At 68.4% G+C, this 15,555-nt stretch carries 14 protein-coding genes; 8 read left to right on the top strand and 6 right to left on the bottom strand.

What is annotated here, in order from left to right; translation table 11 throughout:
• Positions 1 to 446 precede the first annotated feature (446 nt).
• Entirely contained in the window at positions 447 to 2,042 is a 1,596-nt protein-coding gene (locus J8I82_RS17340; RefSeq protein ID WP_209759629.1) for a 3'-5' exonuclease family protein, read from the top strand.
• Between the two features lie 122 nt (positions 2,043 to 2,164).
• The gene (locus J8I82_RS17335; RefSeq protein WP_209759627.1) at positions 2,165 to 2,605 is read left to right on the top strand and encodes a hypothetical protein; all 441 of its coding nucleotides are present in this window, start codon (positions 2,165 to 2,167) and stop codon (positions 2,603 to 2,605) included.
• Between the two features lie 95 nt (positions 2,606 to 2,700).
• On the opposite strand, the gene J8I82_RS17330 is transcribed toward J8I82_RS17335, so the two are convergent.
• Both J8I82_RS17330 and J8I82_RS17325 read right to left on the bottom strand, forming a co-directional pair.
• Positions 2,701 to 3,672, bottom strand: a complete 972-nt coding sequence (locus J8I82_RS17330) for a pyridoxamine 5'-phosphate oxidase family protein (protein ID WP_209759625.1) — start codon at positions 3,670 to 3,672, stop codon at positions 2,701 to 2,703.
• Positions 3,673 to 3,730: 58 nt separating this feature from the next.
• Positions 3,731 to 4,390, bottom strand: a complete 660-nt coding sequence (locus J8I82_RS17325) for a glutathione S-transferase family protein (RefSeq protein ID WP_209759623.1) — start codon at positions 4,388 to 4,390, stop codon at positions 3,731 to 3,733.
• Between the two features lie 98 nt (positions 4,391 to 4,488).
• Here J8I82_RS17325 and J8I82_RS17320 point away from each other — a divergent pair, with 98 nt between their 5' ends.
• The 4 genes from J8I82_RS17320 to J8I82_RS17305 all read left to right on the top strand — a co-directional run bounded on the left by J8I82_RS17320 (position 4,489) and on the right by J8I82_RS17305 (position 7,828).
• Positions 4,489 to 5,391 carry a LysR family transcriptional regulator gene (locus tag J8I82_RS17320; RefSeq protein ID WP_209759621.1) on the top strand — a complete coding sequence of 301 codons (903 nt, stop codon included), beginning with the start codon at positions 4,489 to 4,491 and terminating at the stop codon, positions 5,389 to 5,391.
• A 45-nt stretch (positions 5,392 to 5,436) separates the two neighbouring features.
• The gene (locus J8I82_RS17315) at positions 5,437 to 6,171 is read left to right on the top strand and encodes a VIT1/CCC1 transporter family protein (RefSeq protein WP_209759619.1); all 735 of its coding nucleotides are present in this window, start codon (positions 5,437 to 5,439) and stop codon (positions 6,169 to 6,171) included.
• 172 nt (positions 6,172 to 6,343) lie between these two features.
• Positions 6,344 to 7,030 (top strand): TetR/AcrR family transcriptional regulator, encoded by a 687-nt coding sequence (locus J8I82_RS17310; RefSeq protein ID WP_209759617.1) that lies wholly within the window; start codon positions 6,344 to 6,346, stop codon positions 7,028 to 7,030.
• A 123-nt stretch (positions 7,031 to 7,153) separates the two neighbouring features.
• Positions 7,154 to 7,828 carry a histidine phosphatase family protein gene (locus J8I82_RS17305; protein ID WP_209759615.1) on the top strand — a complete coding sequence of 225 codons (675 nt, stop codon included), beginning with the start codon at positions 7,154 to 7,156 and terminating at the stop codon, positions 7,826 to 7,828.
• 154 nt (positions 7,829 to 7,982) lie between these two features.
• On the opposite strand, the gene J8I82_RS17300 is transcribed toward J8I82_RS17305, so the two are convergent.
• From J8I82_RS17300 to J8I82_RS17290, 3 genes are all read right to left on the bottom strand, one after another.
• Positions 7,983 to 9,158: an acetyl-CoA C-acetyltransferase gene (locus J8I82_RS17300; protein ID WP_209759613.1), complete on the bottom strand. Its 1,176-nt coding sequence runs from the start codon at positions 9,156 to 9,158 to the stop codon at positions 7,983 to 7,985.
• Positions 9,159 to 9,314: 156 nt separating this feature from the next.
• Complete coding sequence (locus J8I82_RS17295; RefSeq protein WP_209759611.1) at positions 9,315 to 9,776, bottom strand: PaaI family thioesterase; 462 nt, start codon at positions 9,774 to 9,776, stop codon at positions 9,315 to 9,317.
• A gap of 4 nt (positions 9,777 to 9,780) precedes the next feature.
• Entirely contained in the window at positions 9,781 to 10,752 is a 972-nt protein-coding gene (locus J8I82_RS17290; protein ID WP_209759609.1) for an NAD(P)H-dependent flavin oxidoreductase, read from the bottom strand.
• 199 nt (positions 10,753 to 10,951) lie between these two features.
• Here J8I82_RS17290 and J8I82_RS17285 point away from each other — a divergent pair, with 199 nt between their 5' ends.
• Together J8I82_RS17285 and J8I82_RS17280 are read left to right on the top strand one after the other, a co-directional pair.
• Positions 10,952 to 11,827: a crotonase/enoyl-CoA hydratase family protein gene (locus J8I82_RS17285; RefSeq protein WP_209759608.1), complete on the top strand. Its 876-nt coding sequence runs from the start codon at positions 10,952 to 10,954 to the stop codon at positions 11,825 to 11,827.
• Positions 11,828 to 11,878: 51 nt separating this feature from the next.
• A complete protein-coding gene (locus J8I82_RS17280; protein ID WP_209759605.1) occupies positions 11,879 to 12,550 on the top strand; it encodes a nitroreductase in 672 nt (223 codons plus the stop codon).
• Between the two features lie 37 nt (positions 12,551 to 12,587).
• On the opposite strand, the gene J8I82_RS17275 is transcribed toward J8I82_RS17280, so the two are convergent.
• The gene (locus tag J8I82_RS17275; protein WP_209759604.1) at positions 12,588 to 15,368 is read right to left on the bottom strand and encodes a winged helix-turn-helix domain-containing protein; all 2,781 of its coding nucleotides are present in this window, start codon (positions 15,366 to 15,368) and stop codon (positions 12,588 to 12,590) included.
• Positions 15,369 to 15,555: the final 187 nt, after the last annotated feature.

Below are 15,555 nucleotides of genomic sequence, written 5' to 3'. Positions count from 1 at the left end.
CGCTCACTCTCAGAAAACTGACTGACCAGATCCGAAGACCCAGTCACGTTTTGCTGTGCGAGCACTGTATAACTTGTGAAGCAACACTGTCCGAAGACAGCGGCGTCCGCTACCCAGCGCCCACACTTATCGGTTGTTTGGTTGTTAAAGAACTTCGCTCACCGGCTTTGCCGTTCAGCGCGCTGCGTTGTTTGCAGCAGAGAAACGAGATTATGCAGAGCTTTCTTCGCTTCGTCAACCGTTTCAGCAATCTTTTTTTGCTGCGGTCAGCGCTGCAAACCTCGCCGCGCCAACCTCCCGGTCGACCCCGCAACCCTTGCTGCGCCTGCCTTTGCAGCGCCGCGTTGTGTTGCGAGGGGGCGAATATTAAGCGACGCCGAGGGGCTTGGCAAGGGGTTTCCGAAAACTTCTTCGTGCCGCCATCGCCAGGCACTTAAAATCCGCTGATGCCGGATATGCCCACCTATCTGCCGTCACGCATGCCTGCGGACGGCAAGCACTTTGCAGACGCCCTTGCGCTCGCCGCGGCGCTGTCGCGCCCGATCGTCTTTGTCGACCTCGAAACCACCGGGGCCGATGCCCAGCGTGACCGGATCACCGAGATCGGCGTGGTCGAGGTCGGCCCGGACGGGATTACCGAATGGGACACGCTGCTGGACCCCGGCATGGGGATCCCGCCTTTTATCCAGCGCATGACTGGCATCTCTGACGAGATGGTGCGCGGCCAGCCGACGTTCGAGTCACTCGCCGAGCCTCTTGCCGAGCGCCTGCAAGGCCGTCTTTTCGTGGCCCATAACGCACGCTTCGACTATGGCTTCCTGAAGAACGCGTTCCGGCGCGCCGGAGTCACGTTCCGTGCGGATGTGCTGTGCACGGTACGCCTGTCGCGCTCGCTTTACCCTTCCGTGGAACGCCATGGCCTCGATGCGCTGATCGCGCGCTTTGGCCTGACGCCCAAGGGCCGGCACCGCGCCCTGGCCGATGCCGAACTGCTTTGGCAGTTCTGGCAGAAGATCCACGACACGTATTCCGTCGAGCTGGTCGAGGCCGCGGTGCGCTCCCTGGTGCGCCGCGCCAGCCTGCCGGCCGGCCTGGACGAGACCGCGCTGGAAGACGTGCCTGCCGCTCCCGGTGTCTATATCTTCTATGGCGACGACGACGTCCCGCTGTACGTAGGCAAGAGCGTGCACCTGCGCCAGCGCATCGGCGCCCATTTCTCGGGCGACTACCGCTATGGCAAGGATATGCGGCTGGCGCGGCTGGTGCGCCGGGTCGAGTGGCGCGAGACCGGCGGCGAGACCGGCGCGCTGCTGCTCGAGGCCAGGCTGGTCAAGGCGATGCAGCCTGTCCACAACCAGCTGCTGCGCAGCAATGCCTGGCTCTACGCATGGGAGCTGCCGCCGCAGTTGCCGGTGCCGCGCCTGCGCACCAGCCGCGACACTGATTTCTGCCGGCATCGCGATCTGTTCGGCGCCTTTGGCAGCCGCGGTGCGGCCGAGGCGCGCTTGCGCGGGCTGGCCGAGGAACACGGGCTGTGCATGGCCACGCTGTCGCTGGAAAAAACCACGCGGCGGGGCAATCCATGCTTCGCGCGGCAGGTCCACCGCTGCGCCGGTGCCTGCGTCGGCGCCGAGCCGTCCGCCGCGCACCGCGCCCGCCTGGCCACCGCACTCGCGCCGCTGGCACTGGTGCCGTGGCCTTTTGACGGTCCGGTGGCATGGCACGAGGAGCATGCCGGACGCACGTGGTGGCATGTCGCCAACGACTGGTGCTATCTGGGCTGCTCGCCCACGCTGGACGAGGCCCGCGCGCTGGCCGTTGCCCCGGCGCACTTCGACCTTGACACCTACCATATCCTGGCCCCGCGCATGGCGCAGTGGATGCCGGAAGCGGTCCCGCTGCCGGTAGCGAGCCTGTTCGAACTGACCCCGCCGGCGATGACTCAGGATGTAATGCGGCCGGTGCGCGCGGCATCGGGAACCGCCCCACGCAGGCCAGCACGCGTGGCCGGTCAGCAAGCCCTGGATCTGTTCGCCGACTGAAACCGCCCCGCCGGTTGCCGGGCTGTGTGTGGTGGCGCGCAGACCGTCTTGCGGGCAAGCGCGCCCTTCCGTTAGTCTCGACGGACCGCCCTTGCCGCCGGGCGCGCCGATGCGGAGTCTCCATGCCTGCCAAACTGTTCCGTCCTGCCGAAACGGCCCGCGGCGCCGCGCGGGTGCGCGCGTGCCTGGCCATCCTCTGCGCCGGGGCCTTCACCGGCGCGTGTGCCAGCCTGGGCGGCGGCGCCATGCAGGACATCTTCGACTCGTGGAAGAACGTCCCTGTCGACGAGGCCAAGCGCCAGTGGGGACCGCCACAGGCGGTTCAGGCGATGCCCTCCGGCACCGCCTATGTGTGGAACGAGACCATCCCGGCAGCCCGCGCGCCGGGCAGCGGCCCCCGCGATGCCGGCATGGAACGCACGCCGATGCCGGGCCATTGCCAGCGCAAGCTGATCGCCGGCCCGGACGGCATCGTCATCGGCGGCGAATGGAGCGGCGACGCCTGCTGCATCAGCACGCTGGTCGGCCACTGTGCCGCACTGAAATACCGGGGACACGGCTGACCGGCGGTACGGCGCCTCGAGATACCGCATGACGAGCGGGACCGAGTCCGCCATCACATGCACCTCCCCGCCCGTCGCAGCGCAGGGCCCACCGCTCAGGCCGCCGGCCAGGCGCCGGTGGCAGCCAGCACCGGCGAATATTCGCGCAACCGCCAGCGCATCGGCAGCACCGACGGGCGCCGCACCACTCGCTCGACATGCAGCCGCACCAGCCGTTCCGCCCCGGCAAACGCCTCCAGCTCGGCGCCGTCCCAGATCACTTCGGCGTGACCACCGACATGGAGCAGCGCCCCTTCGGCGAAATCGGGCACCGCCAGTCCGGCGCGCGGATTTTGCAGCAGGTTGCCGACGGTATTGAAGAAGTTGTTGCCGTTGAAATCCGGGAAGGTGAGCGTGCCATCGCCGTCCACACGGATAAAGCCAGGCTTGCCGCCGCGGTGCGACACATCGACGCCGCCGGTGTGCTCGCCCTCCTCCGGCGAGGCAACATGGCTGGTGGCAATGAACAGCGTGTCGGCCACACGCAGCCGTGCTGCCGCATCGTCGTCCAGCGCCGTGCCATGCCATGCCGGCATGGAAGCAACCGGTTGCGCCGCGGTGCCTTCGCGCAGCTGGATATAGCGCGGGCAGTTGCCGAAGCTTTGCTCGACTTCTACCGTGAACCCGCGCTGATCGCGCGCGACGATGATGCCGTTCATCCGGTTACGCCGGCGCGTGGCCAGTTCGATGCCAAGCAAGCCGATGCGCGCACCGTGCTCCAGCGCCTGTTCAAGCGGATCGCCAGGCAGCGGCAAGGCGTCGATGCGCAAGTGCGTGGCATCGGGACTGTATGCAAACCCGGGCGCGCTGGCAAGCATCGACGTCCACGGCAAACCGTCGGCGTCGGCCGCGCCAACCAGCAGGAATGGCAACTGGGCGAAGAAGTGGCGATGCTGTTCCGGCATTTCGCCGCGGATGACGCGCGCGCCGGCCGCAGCCATGCGCTCGCGCTTGCCGGCGCGCTCCTGCGCGGCCAGTTCCCCGGCGTGGAAAGGCAGGCCGGCATGCGGCCAGACGGGCAGCTCCATGATCGACTCCTTGGCTGATGCGGCCGGCGCCCGCGCGGCGGCGCCGGGTAATCACGTCTCAGGCAGCCCGCGCGGGCCGGGATACGATCATCGGCACGAAGCCGGGCAGCGCCTCGATGCGGCGCAGCCACGCGTTCAGTGCAGGATACGGCGCCAAGGGCACATTGCCTTCCTCGGCGCGGGCAATATAGCTGTAGGCGGCAACGTCGGCGATCGTGGCATGGCTGGCTGCCAGGAACGGCTGTTCGGCCAGCAGGGACTCCATCAGCACGAACAGGCGCTGCGCGCGGGCGATGGCGTCGTCCAGCGGCACCGGCCGCCCAAACAGCACGCCCAGGCGCGCCGCGGCGGGACCGAAGGCGATTTCCCCAGCGGCCACCGACAGCCAGCGCTGTACGCTCGCGGCTCCGAGCGCGTCGCGCGGCAGCCAGCGGCCATCGTCATAGCGCGTGGCCAGGTAGACCAGGATCGCGTTGGAATCGGCAATCACCACCCCGTTGTCGTCCAGCACCGGCACCTGTCCGAAGGGATTGAGCCGCAGGAAGGGCTCGCGGTGCTGCTCGCCGCCGCGCAGGTCGACGTCTACCACCCGGTACGGCAGTCCCAGCAGCGACAGGAACAGTTCGGCGCGATGGGCATGGCCAGACAGCGGCGAGCGGTAAAGAACGAGCGGGACGAGCGGAAGGCCGGGCTCGGCGGGATGGCTGGCGGCTTGCATGACACACTCCTCGGTGGTTGGGATAGCAGAATTCTGGACGCCGAAGACGATGCAATAAATGGGGCGCTTGATATTTGACTACTCCGGAAATCGGAGTAATGTGTGGCGCCATGGACAAGCTCCGAGCCATGCAGACCTTCGTACGGATCGTCGACGCGGGCAGCCTGACGGCCGCCGCGGCAACGCTGCACACCTCCCTGCCCGCGGTGGTGCGCACGCTGGCCGCGCTCGAATCCGAGCTGCAGGTGCGGTTGCTCAACCGCACCACGCGACGCTTGTCGCTGACCGGCGAGGGGCGCAGCTATCTCGACAGTTGCCGGCGCATCCTGGCCACCATCGATGAAGTCGAGGCCGGCCTGACCGCCAGCCATGTCGAGCCCAGCGGCCAGCTCACGCTGACTGCGCCAGTGCTGTTCGGGCAGATGTATATCGCGCCGGCGGTCACGCGCTTCGTGCAGCGCTATCCGCGCGTGCGCTGCCGCATGGAATTCACCGACCGCGTGGTAAACCTGCTGGAAGAAGAACTCGACGTGGGCGTCCGCATCGGCCCGCTGGCGGATTCGACGCTGGTGGCGCAGCCGGTCGGCCATATCCGGCGCGTGGTGGTGGCCACCCCGGCCTACCTGCGCAAGCATGGCACGCCACGCCACCCCGACGACCTCGCGCGCGCCAATTGCGTGCGTTTCACCGGCAACGCCGCGCACTGGTGGACGTTCCAGGAAAACGGCAAGCCGTTCCAGGTGCAGGTGTCGGGCAACCTCGAGTTCAACCAGACCGCGCCAGCCGTTGCCGCTTGCGCGGAAGGCGCCGGCTTCGGTAATTTCCTCTCTTACCAGGTGGCGCAACTGGTGCAGGCGCGCAAGCTGCGCATTGTGCTGGAGACCTTCGAGCAGCCTGCCTGGCCGCTGTCGCTGATCTATCCGCATGCACGCCTGCTGCCGGCGCGCACGCGCGCCTTTATCGACTGGATGCGCGACGACCTCGGTCCGCGCTTCCGCTGAGACAGTGTTCACGAAACCGGGACCAAAACGCCAAGACGTCGACCCATGCCCCTGACCAGCGTCCCCAAACCGACCGGCTTCGGTGCGCGCTTGCGGCACCTCATCCGCCGTCCCAGCGGCAATGCGCTGCGCGCAGCGGTGCTGGGGGTCAACGACGGACTGGTCTCCAGCTTCTGCCTCGTGATGGGGCTGGAAGGCGCGGCCGCCACGCGTGAAGCCGTAATCCTGGCGGGGCTCGCGGGCCTGACCGCGGGTGCCTGCTCGATGGCACTGGGCGAATGGCTGTCGGTTACCAACAGCCGCGAGATGAACAACAAGCGGCTGCGCGACATGGCGCACGAGATCGCGCACGATACCGCCAGCGCGCGGCGGCGGCTGGTCGCGGTGCTGTCCGGCAAAGGTATGCCTTCCGCGGATGCGGAACGTGCCGCCGACGAGATCATGCGCGATCCGCGCGCCACGCTCGATACGTTTGCGCGCGACGTGCTTGGCATCAACCCGCAGGAACGCGGCGGCAATCCGCTGCAGGCCGCGGTGATCTCGTTCGTGCTGTACAGCAGCGGCGCGCTGGTGCCGCTGCTGCCCTTCCTGGTGACCGCCGGGCCGTCGGCGCAGCTCGGCAGCATCATTGCCTGCCTCTGCGGGCTTGGCCTGGTCGGCTGGGGCACGTCGTCGTTCAACGGCAGGCCAGGCTGGTTCTCGGCGCTGCGGCAGATCCTGATTGGCGGCATGGCCGCTTCGTTCACATACGGTCTCGGCATGGTATTTGGCTCGCTCTGATACTGCCTGCAACGGCATCCACCACGCGGAGCAACGAGCATGCGTACCTTGCGCGCACGAGTGGCCACCCACCCGTTCGCAGCGACCGGCCACCCGACAAAAGCCTTGACGCCGCGCGGCGCGCACCGGTATTTTGCAAAAGCGAATCTGAATTCGAATACGGAACATCCCTATGCCAGCGACGTCGTCCGGCCTTTCGGCCACTTCCTCCTTCCCCCGTATCGATACGCCTTCGATCCTGCAGCCGCCGCGGCAGCGGCGCGCGCGCGATACCGAGCAGGCCCTGCTCGGCGCAGGCCGTGAACTGCTGGCGAAGCGCGATTTCGCCGCGGTTTCGGTGGCTCAGATCGCCGCTGCGTGCCAGGTGTCGGTGGGCGCTTTCTACGGCCGCTTCCGCGACAAGATGGCCTATTTCGAGGCGTTGCGCGCGCTGGTGACGGAAGAAACCTCGGCATCGATCGAACGCTACCTTGCGCAGGAGCGCTGGGAAGATGTACCGACCTCCGTGCTGCTCGACAAGGCCGCGCGCTTCATGGTGCTGGGCACGCTGGCCAATCGCGGCGTGATGCGCGCATCGCTGCGGCATGCCTCGACGAAGCCGGAAGAGTGGGCGCCACACCGCCAGAGCGGCGAAGCGATCGTCGAGCGGATGGTTCAGTTGCTGGTGCCACGGCTGTCTCTGCCCACGGACATCGCCGAGCTGCGTGTGCGCTTTGCCATGCAGGCGGTCTTCAGCGTGCTGGTCAATGCAGTGCTGAACGATTCCGGGCCGCTGCATCTCGACGATGAACGGATGATTTCCGAACTGAGCCGCATGATGGCGGCGTACCTCGGCGTCACCGACAACACCCAGGCCTGAATTCATACGGTAATGCAGCGCGCCCATGGCCGTTATGAATTCGGCGGGGCTTGCTTGGCGGCAGCGCACGTCCTCTCTAGAATGCGTCCACGCTGACTGCATCGACGCCCACTGATACCGCACATGGCCACGCTTTTCCTCGTCCGTCACGGACAAGCCTCGTTTGGCGCCGCCAACTACGATTGCCTGTCGGAGACAGGCCGCCAGCAGGCGCGCTGGCTGGGCGAATACTTCAGCGAGCGCGGCTTGCGCTTCGCACGCGTGGCAGCGGGCAACCTGGTGCGGCAGCAGGACACCGCGCGCGAGATCCTGGCCGCGATGGGCCAGTCTCAAGCGGAAATCGCCACGCATCCTGGCCTGAATGAATATGACGGCGAGGCGCTGTACCGTTGCCACACCGGCGGCGCCGACCATCGCGCCCACCAGAACGGCGATTACAACGACTACTGGCGCACTTTCCGCGCCGCGTACCATGCCTGGACCCAGGATGGCCTGGCCGACATGACGGAAAGCTGGTTTGATTTCGGCGCGCGCGTTGCCGGCGCGCTGACGCAAGCCTGCGAAGGCACCACGCGCGAAGACGCCATCCTCGTGGTCAGTTCCGGCGGCGCCATTGGGCGCGCCACGGCAGATCTGCTCGGCGCCCCCGCAGCCACTGCCATCGAAATGAACCTGCAGTTCCGCAATACCGCATTCTGCGAGATCATCGTCGGCCGTGGCGTGCAGCGTTTGCTGAGCTTCAACAATATTCCGCACCTGGATCGGCCGGAACGCCGCGACGCCCTGACCTTCGCCTGACGGCCGACCCCCAGGCGCCACGCCCGACTACGACAAACCCGCCTGACGGCGGGTTTTTTCATTGGCGCGGAACGCAGCGGCAATCGCGCCGGCAACTGGCGCGGGCACTTTGACATGCCCGCGCCGCCGGTCCTTCTCCCTTTACTACCCTTTACTACAGACGTTCGACGATGGTGACGTTGGCGAGCCCGCCGCCTTCGCACATGGTCTGCAGGCCGTAGCGCTTGCCGTGCGTATGCAGCGCATGCACCAGCGTTGTCATCAGCTTGGCGCCCGAGCCGCCCAGCGGATGGCCCAGCGCGATCGCACCACCATGCACGTTGAGGCGCTCCGGATCGGCGCCGGTTGCCTGCAGCCAGGCCAGCGGCACCGGTGCGAACGCTTCATTGACTTCGAACAGGTCGATGTCGTTGATGCTCAGGCCGGCCTTCTTCAGCGCGTGCATGGTGGCCGGCAGCGGCGCTTCGAGCATCACCACCGGGTCGTGGCCGATCACGGTCATATGGTGCACGCGCGCCAGCGGCTTGACGCCGAGCTTCTTCAGGCCCGCCTCGTTGACCACCAGCAGGCCGGCGGCGCCGTCGCAGATCTGGCTCGACGAGGCCGCGGTCACGCGCCCGCCTTCGGCGATCAGCTTGACCGCGCCGATGCTCTCCAGCGTGGCGTCATAGCGGATGCCTTCGTCGGCGGTATGCATTTCGCCATTCGCACCCTCCGCGGTGCGCACTTCGACCGGCACGATCTCGGCATTGAAGCGGCCCGCCTTGGTCGCTGCCGCAGCGCGCTGGTGGCTGAGCAGCGCGTAGGCATCGAGCTGTTCGCGCGACAGGTTGTACTTGCGCGCGATCATCTCGGCGCCGGTGAACTGGCTGAACTGCACGCCGGGGTAGCGTGCCTCGACACCCGGGCTCTTGGGCACGCCGAAGCCATTTTTGGCCGGCAACTGCGACGACAGGCCCATCGGCACGCGCGTCATGCTTTCCACGCCGGCCGCGATCACGATATCCATCGCGCCCGACATCACCGCCTGCGCAGCGAAGTGCAGCGCCTGCTGCGACGAACCGCACTGGCGGTCAACCGACGTGCCCGGCACGCTTTCAGGCAACCGCGAAGCGAGGATGGCGTTGCGTGCCACATTGCCGGCCTGCTCGCCCACCTGGCTGACGCAGCCCATGATGACGTCTTCGACCAGCGCAGGATCGGCGCCGGTGCGCTCGACCAGCGCATCGAGCACCTGCGCGGCAAGGTCGGCTGGGTGCCAGCCCGACAGCTTGCCGCCCTTGCGCCCGCCGGCGGTCCGTGCCGCGGCGACGATGTATGCCTCTGCCATGTGATCTCCTTGTTCGGTGCCGGCCGCCCCGCGGCCGGCCGCTGCTTGATGCGGGGTGCCGGCGACTGCCGGCAGGGATGGCCCGTATTGTTGTCCCGGCCCGGCCGGCCGGCGTCGTCGGAAGCGACGAAGTTAGCCCGTCGCCTCAGTGCGGTGTCAGCTGCGCGGGCCCAGCACCGCGAAGATCGCGGTGGCGCGCAGCAGGCAGCGCTCGCCGCTGACCAGCCGGCAGCTGCCGTAGCGCAGCCGCGAGCCGAGCTTGTCGAACTCCACGCGTGCCTCGACCCAGTCGCCCAGGCGCGCGGAGTCGAGGTAGTCCAGGCTCAGGTTGACGGTGACAGCGCTCTTTTCGCGCCCGGTCTCCAGCGACATCATCATGCCGATGGCAGTATCGGCCAGCGTCGCCAGCATGCCGCCGTGCGGGATGCCAAGGTTGTTGAGATGGCTCTCGCCAATGCGTACCGCCAGCGTGCGGCGCTCGCGGTTCAGGTAGAGCTGGCCGAAATTGGCCATGTAGCCGCCCGGCTGCGGCAACGGCACGAAGCCTTCCGGCACGGCTGTGCCATCGGTGCTGTCGGCCGCCTGCAGCGTCGCCGTTTCGATTCCGGCTTCGGCCATGGCGTCAGGCGAAGTAGCGCGAGGCCGAGCCAAGGTGCTCGCGGCATTCGCGGACCATGCGAGCGAGCAGTTCCTCGCAACTCGGCACGTCATCGATCAGGCCCACGCACTGGCCGGCGCTGATGATGCCGCCATCGGTCTCGCCCGCCTTCAGCGCGGCCTTGCCGCGCACGCCGGCAACCAGGTGCTTGACGTCTTCGAACTGCGCGCCACCGGGGCGGCGTTCGATGCTCACGACTTCATCCGACACGGCGTTCTTCAGCACCCGTGCGGTGTTGTGCAGCGTGCGGAAGATCAGGTTGGTGTCGCGCTCGCTGGCCTGCACCAGCGCCTGCTTGACGTTGTCGTGGATCGGCGCTTCCTGGGTGGCGCAAAAGCGCGTACCCATGTTTACGCCCTCGGCACCCAGCACCAGCGCGGCGGCCATGCCGCGGCCGTCGGCGATGCCGCCCGAGGCGATCACGGGCACCGACAGCTTGCGTGCCGCGAGCGGGATCAGCACCATGCCCGGCACATCGTCCTCGCCCGGGTGGCCGGCGCACTCGAAGCCATCGATCGATACCGCGTCGACGCCCAGGCGCTCGGCCGACAGCGCATGGCGGATCGCCACGCACTTGTGGATCACCTTCATGCCGGCGGCCTTGGCGCGCGCGATGTGTTCCTTGGGGTTGTTACCGGCGGTCTCCAGCACCTTGATGCCGTTCTCGATGATGACATCAAGGTAGCGCGCGTACGGCGGCGGGTTGATCGAAGGCAGCAGCGTCAGGTTCACGCCGAATGGCTTGTCGGTCATATCGCGGCAGCGGCGGATTTCCTCTCCCAGCGCCTCGGGGGTCGGCTGCGTCAGTGCCGTGAGGATGCCCAGCCCGCCTGCATTGGAGACGGCCGCAGCCATTTCCGCATAGCCGACCCATTGCATGCCGCCCTGGATGATGGGGTAGCGGATGCCAAGCAGTTCGGTGATTCGAGTCTTCATGATTGTCCTTGGTGCTGTCAGCTAGCGGCCTTTGCGGCGGTCGGGCCAGTCTACGGCGCGGGCCCGCGCCATGCTTCGTCGGAAGCGACGATTGCGGGCGGCGGATTCTGCACTAGTGTTGGCTGTCCCCGCGCTGTTCCGGGCTTTCGCCGCCCCCGGCCCGCAGCACCCCGCCCCTCTTTCCGCAGCAGGAGTCGCCATGACGCAAGCCACGCCTTCGTTCGAAACCCTGCGCTACGCCGTCGAAGACGGTGTCGCCACCATCACGCTGCATCGCCCGGACCAGCTCAACGCCTTCACCGCGCAGATGATGCAGGACCTGATTGCCGCCTTCGACGCCACCGATGCCGACGACAACGTCCGCGCGGTGATCGTCACCGGCGCGGGCCGCGCCTTCTGCGCCGGCGCCGACCTGTCCGGCGGCGGCTCGACCTTCGATTTCGAGAAGCGCTACGGGGCCAGCCCCGACACCGCGCACCGCGATGGCGGCGGCCGCGTGTCGCTACGCATCTTCCGCAGCCTCAAGCCGGTGATTGCTGCGGTCAACGGCGCCGCCGTGGGCGTGGGCGTGACCATGCAGTTGCCGATGGATATCCGGCTGGCGTCGACCGACGCCAGGTTCGGCTTCGTGTTCGCGCGCCGCGGCATCACGCCGGAGGCCGCCTCATCGTGGTTCCTGTCGCGCGTGGTCGGCGTCTCCACGGCGCTGGAATGGTGCTATACCGGCCGGGTGTTCTCCGCGCAGGAGGCGCATGAGCGCGGGCTGGTGCGCTCGCTGCACGCGCCAGAAGACCTGCTGCCGGCGGCGCGGGCGATCGCGCGCGAAATCGCCGACAACGCCGCACCGGTCTCGGTCGCGATCTCGCGCCAGCTGATCTGGCGCATGGCCGGCGCCAGCCACCCCATGGAGGCGCACAAGCTCGACAGCCGGGCGATCCAGTCGCGGGGGCGCTCGGCCGACGTCAAGGAAGGCGTCAGCGCCTTCCTGGAAAAGCGCCCGGCCGCGTTCCCCGACACCGTCTCGCACGACCTGCCGGATTTCTTCGACTGGCGCGGCGAGCCGCCGTTCGCCTGAACAGCCTGAAGTGCTTGAGGCCAGCGCCCCAACGTTCCTACCGGAGTCAGCATGAAAGTCAGCCAAGCCGTCGCCAGCCGCAAGTCCGTCCGCGGCTTCCTGGACAAGCCTGTGCCAGCCGACACCATCCGCCGCGTGCTCGATGCCGCGGCGCGCGCGCCGTCTGGTGGCAACCTGCAGCCCTGGCACATCCACGTGATCGGCGGCGAGGCGCTGGAGCGCCTGCGCGGCATCATGCGCGAGCGCATCGCGCACGCGCCCAAGGGCGAAGACCGCGAGTACCACGTCTATCCGCCCGAGCTGGTTGCGCCCTACCGCGACCGCCGCTTCGCGGTGGGCGAGGCGCTCTACCACTCCCTCGGCATCCCGCGTGAAGACAAGGCGCGGCGGCTGGCGCAGTTCGCCAGCAACTTCACCTTCTTCGGTGCGCCCATGGCGCTGTTCTGCACCGTGGACCGGCGCATGGGCCCGCCGCAGTGGTCGGACCTCGGCATGTACCTGCAGACCGTGATGCTGCTGCTGCGCGAGGAAGGGCTCGACAGCTGCGCGCAGGAATGCTGGGCGATGTATCCGGAGACCATCGGCAGCTTCCTGCAGCTGCCGGCCGAGCGCATGCTGTTCACCGGCATGGCGATCGGCTATGAGGATCCCGGGGCGCCGGCCAACCAGTTGCGCGCGGCGCGCGCGCCGCTGACGGAGTTCGCCGAGTTCATCGGCATCTGAGCCGCAACGCCGCGCGCACTTTCGCGCGCGGCCCGGCTCAGAGCAAGCCCAGCTGCCGCGCGATCGCCACCGCCTGCGTACGGTTGCTGGCGTGCAGCTTGGCGCTGATATTGCGCAGGTGCGTGCGCACCGTGGTCTCGGACACGAACAGGCGCTCGGCCATGGCGACGTTGGAGAAACCTTCGGCCAGCAACTGCAGTACCTTCTGCTCCTTGGGCGTCAGCGGCTCCACCAGCGCCGGCGGCGCGGGACGGCCGGCCGCGCCGCCAGGCGCTGCGCCGGCTTGCTGGGCGCATGCCTGCAGCAACTTTTCCACGTAGGCGGATGGCAGGCTGGCGCCCTGGCGGGCGCAGGCGTCGGCCACCAGCCGGCGCACGTCGTCGCCTTCGTCGGCAAAGATCCGCACGAAACCCTCGGCCGCGCCGAAGCGCAACGCCTCGCCCATCACCACCAGCGCATGCGCACCGTCGCCGCTGCGCTGGCACGCCTGTGCCAGCAGGATGCGCAGCTTGAGCGCGCGGCGCATCAGCTGGTTGCTGGTGGCGGCCGCCAGTTCGCGCTCGATCGCGTCGCGCACCTGCGCACCGGGGCGGGCATGCACGTCAAGCCGCAGCCTGCCCACAAAAATGTCCTCGACGTCGCTGGCAAACGAACTGACGCCCGGACGCGTGCGCCACAGCGCGGGGTCGGCGGCGCGCTCAATGGCCTCTTGCGCGGCGTGCACATTGCCCTGGCGCAGCGCCAGCCGCGCGCGCTCGAGCATCGCCGCCATCACCAGCCGGGTCAGGCCGCGGTGGTGGCCGAGCGCCTCCAGCTGCGCCAGCCATTCATGGGCCTGGTCGGTCTCGCCACGTTCGAAGGCAATGCGGGCCAGCACCGTATGGCCGGTGATGATCTGGTCCGGCAGGCCGAGGTCGCGCGACAGCGGCAGGTACACGTTGAGCAGCCGGCTGGCGCGTTCGGTATCGCCGCTCTCATACAGGCCTTCGGCCAGCAGGATGCCGGCCATGGCATTGCCGTTGGTCGGGCCGAAGCGGTTCGGCAGCATCGTGCGCGCGGCGATGCGGAAGCGCGCCAGCGCCTGCTGCAGCCGTCCCTGGCGCAGGTCGATCAGGCCTTCGACCGATTCGGAGAAGATCTTGTTGAAGTTGCTGTCCGAGCCGCGCACGGCCTGGCGCGCGATCTGCAGCAGCCGGCGCGCCTCGGGATAGTCGCCGATGACCGCGGCCAGCCGCGCCATCGACGTGCCCAGGATCGCATCCGGGAAGGCGTAGCCCATCGGCAGCGGCGGCACCTCGTTGCGGGCAAAGGCGCGCGCGTCGTCGAAGCGGTCCATCATGTTGAGCAGCACGTGACGCAGCGCGCGGATATGCGCGAGCAGGTCGCCGGCCGCGCCCTCGGTCGGGATCGCCTGCAGCAGCGCGATCGCCTCGGCCGGGCCGCGCGTGAACGACACCGCCCACGCATGCGCGATCTGCAGCTTGGGCCAGCGGGCAAGTTCCTCCGCGGGCACCGCCTCCAGCCAGCGCGTCAGCAGCCGCATGCGGCCCTGCCCCAGCAGGTCATCGACAGCGCTGTCCAGCAATTCCAGCGCATGGCCCAGCGCGCCGGCCGCGAGGGCGTGCTCGATGGCCGGCACCGGGCGTCCCTGCGATTCATACCAGCGCGAGGCAGCCAGGTGCAATGGCGGCACGGCTTCGGGCATCGACTGCGCCAGCTGGCCGCGCAGGAAGCCGGAAAACAGGCTGTGATAGCGGTACCACTGCTCCGCTGCCGCGCCAGTGCCGCGCTCGCCGTAGCGCTCGCTTTCCAGCGGCAACAGGAACAGGTTGGCGCGCTCCAGCCAGGCCAGGATCTCGTCGCTGCTGCCGGCGCCGCCGGCGAATGCCGGGGTGGCCTGGCAGACCGCGTCGCACAGCGGGCCGCAGAGCTGGTCCAGGATCGAAGTCCGCAACAGGAAGTCCCGTACCGCGTCGGGCAGGTGCAGGAAGACGTCTTCGACCAGGTAGTCGGCAATCGCCGCGTTGGAGCCGGAAAAGCCGGCGATGAAGCCCTCGGGCTGGCTGCGCCGCTCCATTGCCACCGAAGCCAGCCACAGTGCCGTGGCCCAGCCTTCGGTGCGCCGGTGCAGCGCACTGATCGCGGCTGGCTGCAATTTGAGCCCACGGGCGTGGCGCAGGAAGGATTCGGTCTCGCTGGCGCTGAAGCGCAGTTGCGCGGGCTCGATCTCGAGCAGCTCGCCGCGCGCGCGCAGCCGGCCCAGGCCGCTCTCCGGCACCCAGCGCGTGCCGATCACGACACGGCAGCCCGGCGGCAGGCTTTCAACCATCTGCCACACCAGGCCGCTGACGGCAGCGTTCTGGATCGATTCGAAATCGTCGAGGAACAGCGTGAAGGCGCCGCTGTGGCTGGCCAGCCGGTCAATCAGCGCGAGCGCCTGCTCGCCGGGATCCTGCACCAGCCCCGAGCGGGGCGGCTGGGCCGCCGCGCCTAGCGCCTGCGCGATGGCGGCCTCGACCGAGCCCAGGAAGCGGGTGGCATCGTTGTCGGAGCGATCAAGGGTGAGCCAGGCGGTGCGCCCGCCGGCGGCCTCCAGGCGCGCGCGGCACTGGAGCATGGCGGTGGTCTTGCCAAAGCCCGCGGGCGCGCGCACCAGCACGAGCTTGACGAAGTCCGCGGCGCACACGGCGTCGCAGATCGACGCGCGCTCGATCTGGAACGGCGTCAGCAGCGGCGGTCGCAGCTTGGCGGCGAGCGCAGCGGTGCCGGCGCCGGTGGCAGACGGCATGCGCCGTCCGGTCTCCTCGATACTTGCCATTGGCGATTTGTCGTCTTCCGCGCCGCACCGCCCTTGCAGCAATGCGAAGGGCAATGCGAAGCGATGCGCCCGTCCGCGCAGCAGCGCGGACGGGCGTGACTGTGATGGAACTCGGAATTATGGCGTAAACGCGCGCGGCCGCGCGCCGCCGAGGGTTCCGGGTCGCTGCAGGCGGCCTTCCGGCTGG

Source organism: Cupriavidus consociatus (assembly GCF_017814975.1).
Classification (GTDB): Bacteria; Pseudomonadota; Gammaproteobacteria; order Burkholderiales; family Burkholderiaceae; genus Cupriavidus; species Cupriavidus consociatus.
Note: the sequence above shows the minus strand (reverse complement) of the source record. Positions and strands in the feature narration are given on the sequence as shown.

Bases quoted from the DNA above. Each gene is read 5' to 3' on its own strand.
- J8I82_RS17340 (WP_209759629.1), top strand. From the start codon at position 447: ATGCCGGATATGCCCACCTATCTGCCGTCACGCATGCCTGCGGACGGC.
- J8I82_RS17335 (WP_209759627.1), top strand. From the start codon at position 2,165: ATGCCTGCCAAACTGTTCCGTCCTGCCGAAACGGCCCGCGGCGCCGCG.
- J8I82_RS17330 (WP_209759625.1), bottom strand. From the start codon at position 3,672: ATGGAGCTGCCCGTCTGGCCGCATGCCGGCCTGCCTTTCCACGCCGGG.
- J8I82_RS17325 (WP_209759623.1), bottom strand. From the start codon at position 4,390: ATGCAAGCCGCCAGCCATCCCGCCGAGCCCGGCCTTCCGCTCGTCCCG.
- J8I82_RS17320 (WP_209759621.1), top strand. From the start codon at position 4,489: ATGTGTGGCGCCATGGACAAGCTCCGAGCCATGCAGACCTTCGTACGG.
- J8I82_RS17315 (WP_209759619.1), top strand. From the start codon at position 5,437: ATGCCCCTGACCAGCGTCCCCAAACCGACCGGCTTCGGTGCGCGCTTG.
- J8I82_RS17310 (WP_209759617.1), top strand. From the start codon at position 6,344: ATGCCAGCGACGTCGTCCGGCCTTTCGGCCACTTCCTCCTTCCCCCGT.
- J8I82_RS17305 (WP_209759615.1), top strand. From the start codon at position 7,154: ATGGCCACGCTTTTCCTCGTCCGTCACGGACAAGCCTCGTTTGGCGCC.
- J8I82_RS17300 (WP_209759613.1), bottom strand. From the start codon at position 9,158: ATGGCAGAGGCATACATCGTCGCCGCGGCACGGACCGCCGGCGGGCGC.
- J8I82_RS17295 (WP_209759611.1), bottom strand. From the start codon at position 9,776: ATGGCCGAAGCCGGAATCGAAACGGCGACGCTGCAGGCGGCCGACAGC.
- J8I82_RS17290 (WP_209759609.1), bottom strand. From the start codon at position 10,752: ATGAAGACTCGAATCACCGAACTGCTTGGCATCCGCTACCCCATCATC.
- J8I82_RS17285 (WP_209759608.1), top strand. From the start codon at position 10,952: ATGACGCAAGCCACGCCTTCGTTCGAAACCCTGCGCTACGCCGTCGAA.
- J8I82_RS17280 (WP_209759605.1), top strand. From the start codon at position 11,879: ATGAAAGTCAGCCAAGCCGTCGCCAGCCGCAAGTCCGTCCGCGGCTTC.
- J8I82_RS17275 (WP_209759604.1), bottom strand. From the start codon at position 15,368: ATGGCAAGTATCGAGGAGACCGGACGGCGCATGCCGTCTGCCACCGGC.